Raw genomic sequence first — 4267 nt, 5'->3', positions numbered from 1 at the left:
CCCGGTTCGGGCAGCGCGCGCCGGTCGAGCTTGCCGTTGACGGTCAGCGGCAGCGCGTCCAGCGTCATGATCACGCTGGGGACCAGGTAGCCGGGCAGCCGCCGCTTGAGCGACTCCCGGACCCGCGCGGCCAGCACGCCGTGGTCGCGGGCGGCGACCGGGTCGTTGGCGTAGCCGGACGGCGCGCGGCCCGGCTCGGCGGGCAGGTGCGCCGCGCCGCCGCCGAACACCGCGTCGTACCTTCCGATCTCGCCGGACGGGGTGAGCACCACCTCCGGGTCCAGCGCGTAGATCTCCTCGGGTTCGATGCCCTCGGGCGGCGCGGACAGGCACGCGCGCGCCCGCTCGGCGGGGACGCCGTCGCGCAGCGCCCGCAGCGCGGCGAGCTCGCCGGACAGGCGCGGGTCGGGGATGCCGCGCACCCGCAGCGGGCCCGCGGGCCGCCGCCGCAGGTCGTCCAGGCCCGTGTAGTCGACGGCGGGGGTGTCGGGCGCGGGTTCCGTGCCCGGCCCGGCCTTGCGCAGGACGACGTCGTAGCGGTACCGGGTCAGCTCGTTGTGCCGGGTCCCGCGCTTGATGAGCACGTCCACCCGCGCGGGCCCCGACAGCGCCGCGAAGAACGCGGGGTCGAGCAGCAGTTCCTTCTCCATCCGGACGGCGCGCTCCACCGCCGCGAGGTCGGCGTCCCCCCGGCCGAGCCGGACGGCGGCGTGCAGGCCGTGGACGGTCCGCAGGTCGCGGAGGTCCCCGAGGAACAGCGCGCCGCCCGGGACGAGCAGCCGCATGGCCTTGGCGACGACGTCCTCCAGGTAGGCCGCGCCCGGGAAGTACTGCGCCACCGAGTTGATCACGATGGTGTCGAAGTGCTCCTCCGGCAGGCCCTCGGTGTCGTGGGCGGGCCGGCACTCCAGCCGGACGGGCGAGTCCGGGCCGAGGTCGGCGCGCAGCTTGCCGATGACCGGCGCGGAGAAGTCGGTGCCCCAGTACTCCTCGCTCTCCGGCGCGATCCCGGTGAGGATCAGCCCGGCGCCGACCCCGATCTCCAGGACGCGCTGGGGCCGCAGCCGGCGGATCCGCTCGACGGTGGTCTCCCGCCACTCGCGCATGTCCTCCAGCGGGATGGGCGCGCCGTCGTAGCTGCTGGCCCAGCCCGCGAACTCCTCGGCGTGGACGACCGTCCCGACCTCGGTGTACTCGGCGTCGTAGATCTGCCGCCACTCGGCGATCTGCTCGGCCGCGGCGCCCTCGCGGGAGCCGTCCGGCACGACGTACCCGACGAGCCGCCGCACCCCGGGGACGCCGGTGTCGGCGGCGACGACCGCGGCCTGCCCGACGCCGGGCTCGGCCGCCAGCGCGGCCTCCACCTCGGCGGGCTCGACCCGGTAGCCGCGGATCTTCACCTGGTCGTCGGTGCGGCCGAGGAAGTCGATGTTGCCGTCGGCGCGGACCCGCACCAGGTCGCCGGTCCGGTACATCCGGCCGCCGCCGGACGCGAACGGGTCGGCGACGAACCGCTCGGCGGTCAGGCCGGGCCGGCCGAGGTAGCCGCGGGCGAGCCCGGCCCCCGCGATGTACAGCTCGCCGGGGGCGCCGGGCGGGACGGGCCGGAGCCGCCCGTCCAGCACGTACCCGCGCGTGTTCCAGATCGGCTTGCCGACGGTGGGCGTGGCGCTGTCCTCGGTGCCGCCGCCCAGCGTGTTGATCGTGTACTCGGTCGGGCCGTAGAGGTTGTACCCGAGCACGCCGTCGGCCGCGGCGAGCCGGTCCCACACCGGCACGGGCACCGCCTCCCCGCCGAGGAGCACGAGCGGCGGCCGGTGGGCGCCGTCCAGCAGGCCCTCGTCGAGGAGCTGCTGGGCGTAGGTCGGCGTGACGTTGATGACGTCGACGTCGTGGCGGCGCAGGTAGGCGGTCAGCGCCTCGGCGTCGCGGCGCAGCTCCTCGTCGCAGACGTGCACCTCGTGGCCCTCGACGAGCCAGAGCAGTTCCTCCCACGACATGTCGAAGGAGAACGACACGGTGTGCGCGATCCGCAGCCGCCGCCCGCCGGCCGAGGCCACGACCGGGTCGAAGATCGCGGCACGGTGGTTGAACTGCATGTTGGTGAGGCCCCGGTAGGGCGTCACCACGCCCTTCGGGCGGCCGGTGGAACCGGAGGTATAGATGACGTAGGCCGGGTGGTCGAGACGGCCGGGCGTGCCGGGGGCGAAGCCGGGGGTCTCCTCCGCTCCGAGGGCGGTGCCGGGCAGCCCGGCCAGCGCCCGCGCGGTCTCCGGGTCGTCCAGCGCGAGCGTCGGGACCGCGTCGGCGGCCGGGCCGAGCCCGGCGGCGATGTCGCGGTGCGAGACGAGGCAGGCCGGGGCCGCGTCCCGCAGCATGAAGGCGAGGCGGTCGGCGGGATAGTCCAGTTCGAGGGGCAGGTAGGCGGCGCCGGTGCGCAGCACCGCGAACAGCGCGACCACCATCCGCGCCGAGCGGGGCAGCGCGAGCGCGACGACCCGCTCGGGCCCGGCCCCGTGCGCGAGCAGCAGCCGCGCCAGCCGGTTGACCTCGGCGTCCAGCTCGCCGTAGGTGAGCCGCACGTCCGGCGCCGACACCAGCGCGAGGTCGTCCGGCGCCAGCGCCGCGCGCTCGGCGAGCAGCTCGGCGACGGTCGCGTCGGGGACGGGCCGGCGCGCCGACTCCCAGTCGCGGCGCAGCCGCTCGTGCTCGGCCGGGACGAGCAGGTCGAGGCGGTGCAGCGGCTCCTCCGGCGCCGCCGCGAGCTGCTCCAGGACGTGCACGTACCGGTCGGTGATCCGCTCGGCCTCCGCCGCCGTGAACGCGTCGCCCCGGTACATCACGCGGAGCCCGGCGCCGGGCTCGACGACCATCGTGACCGGGTAGTGGGTCGCGTCGCGGACCTCGCGGCCGCGCACCCGCAGGGCGCCGTCCGGGCCGAAGCCGCGCCCGGTCGGCATGCCGGGGAAGTTCTGGAACACGAACAGCGTGTCGAACAGGGTGCCGAGGCCGGTGGCGCGCTGCACGTCGGCGAGCGCGACGTAGGCGTGGTCGAACAGCTCGGTCCGCATGGCCTGGACGCGTTCCAGCACGGCGGTCAGCGGGTCGGCCGGGGTCGCCCGCACCCGCACGGGGACGGTGTTGAACAGCAGGCCGACCATCGACTCGACGCCGTCCACGTCGGGGTGGCGGCCCGACACCGACGCGCCGAACACCACGTCGTCGCGGCCCGTCATGCCCATCAGGACCAGGCCCCACGCCGTCTCGAAGAGCGTGCCGGGCGTGACGCCGTGCTCCCGGGCGGCGGCGTCCAGCCGCGCGGCGAGCCCGCCGGGGAGAGCGCGGTGCGCCTCCCCGGCGGTGGAGAGGTCGGCGGGCCGGTCCGCGAGCGCGGGCCGGACGAGCGCGGGCTCGTCGAAACCGCCGAGCGCGCGGCGCCAGGCGTCCACGGCCGCGTCCCGGTCCCGGCCGGCGACCCACTCCAGGAACGCGCTGAACGGCGCGACGGGGCGGGCGGCCTCGGCGGCGGCGTCGGTGTAGGCGTCCAGCAGCGAGGTGACCAGCAGCCCGCCCGACCAGCCGTCCAGCAGGATCAGCTCCGAGGTCAGCACGAGCCGGTGGTCGTCCTCGGCGACCCGCGCCAGCCCGAAGCGCAGCAGCGGAGGCGCGGCGGGGTCGAACGGCTCGGCGCGCTGCGCCTCGACGAACGCCTCCACCTCCTCGGCCCCGGACACCTCGGCGAACGTCCACGGCACCTCGTAGCGGCCGGGGACGAACTGGACCGCGCGGCCGCCGTCGGCGCGGAACCCGGCGCGCAGGTTCGGGAACTTGTCCAGGACGACGCGCGCCGCGTCCGCCATCCGCGCCGGGTCGACCGGCCCGGACAGCGTGACCACCGCCTGCTGCACGTAGACGTCGCGGCCCTCCCCCGCGAGCATCAGGTGGAAGAGGAGCCCTTCCTGGAGCGGGGAGAGCGGCAGGTCGGCCGCCGGTTCCGCCCCGGAGGGAGGCACGGTCGCGGGCGCCGGGCCCGCCACGGGCGCGCAGGCCCTGGCCAGCGCCTCGACCGTGCGGAGCCGGAAGACGTCGCGGACGCCGAACGACAGCCCGGCGCGGCGCGCCCGCGCGACCAGCAGGGCCGCGCTGATGCTGTCGCCGCCGGTGCGGAAGAAGTCGTCGTCGGCCCCCACCCGCGGCCGGTCCAGCACGGCCGCGGCGAGCCGGGCGAGGACGCGTTCGGCCGGAGTCGCGGGCGCCCGCCCGGCGG

1 protein-coding gene is annotated in these 4267 nt (G+C 76.7%); it reads right to left on the bottom strand.

Annotated features, from left to right (window positions below):
• Positions 1-4267 (bottom strand): non-ribosomal peptide synthetase (locus tag E1291_RS39630; RefSeq protein ID WP_131743149.1); only part of this gene is annotated, 4267 nt, incomplete at both ends.

The sequence above is a fragment of the Actinomadura roseirufa genome (assembly GCF_900659635.1).
Classification (GTDB): domain Bacteria; phylum Actinomycetota; class Actinomycetes; order Streptosporangiales; family Streptosporangiaceae; genus Spirillospora; species Spirillospora roseirufa.
Note: the sequence above shows the minus strand (reverse complement) of the source record. Positions and strands in the feature narration are given on the sequence as shown.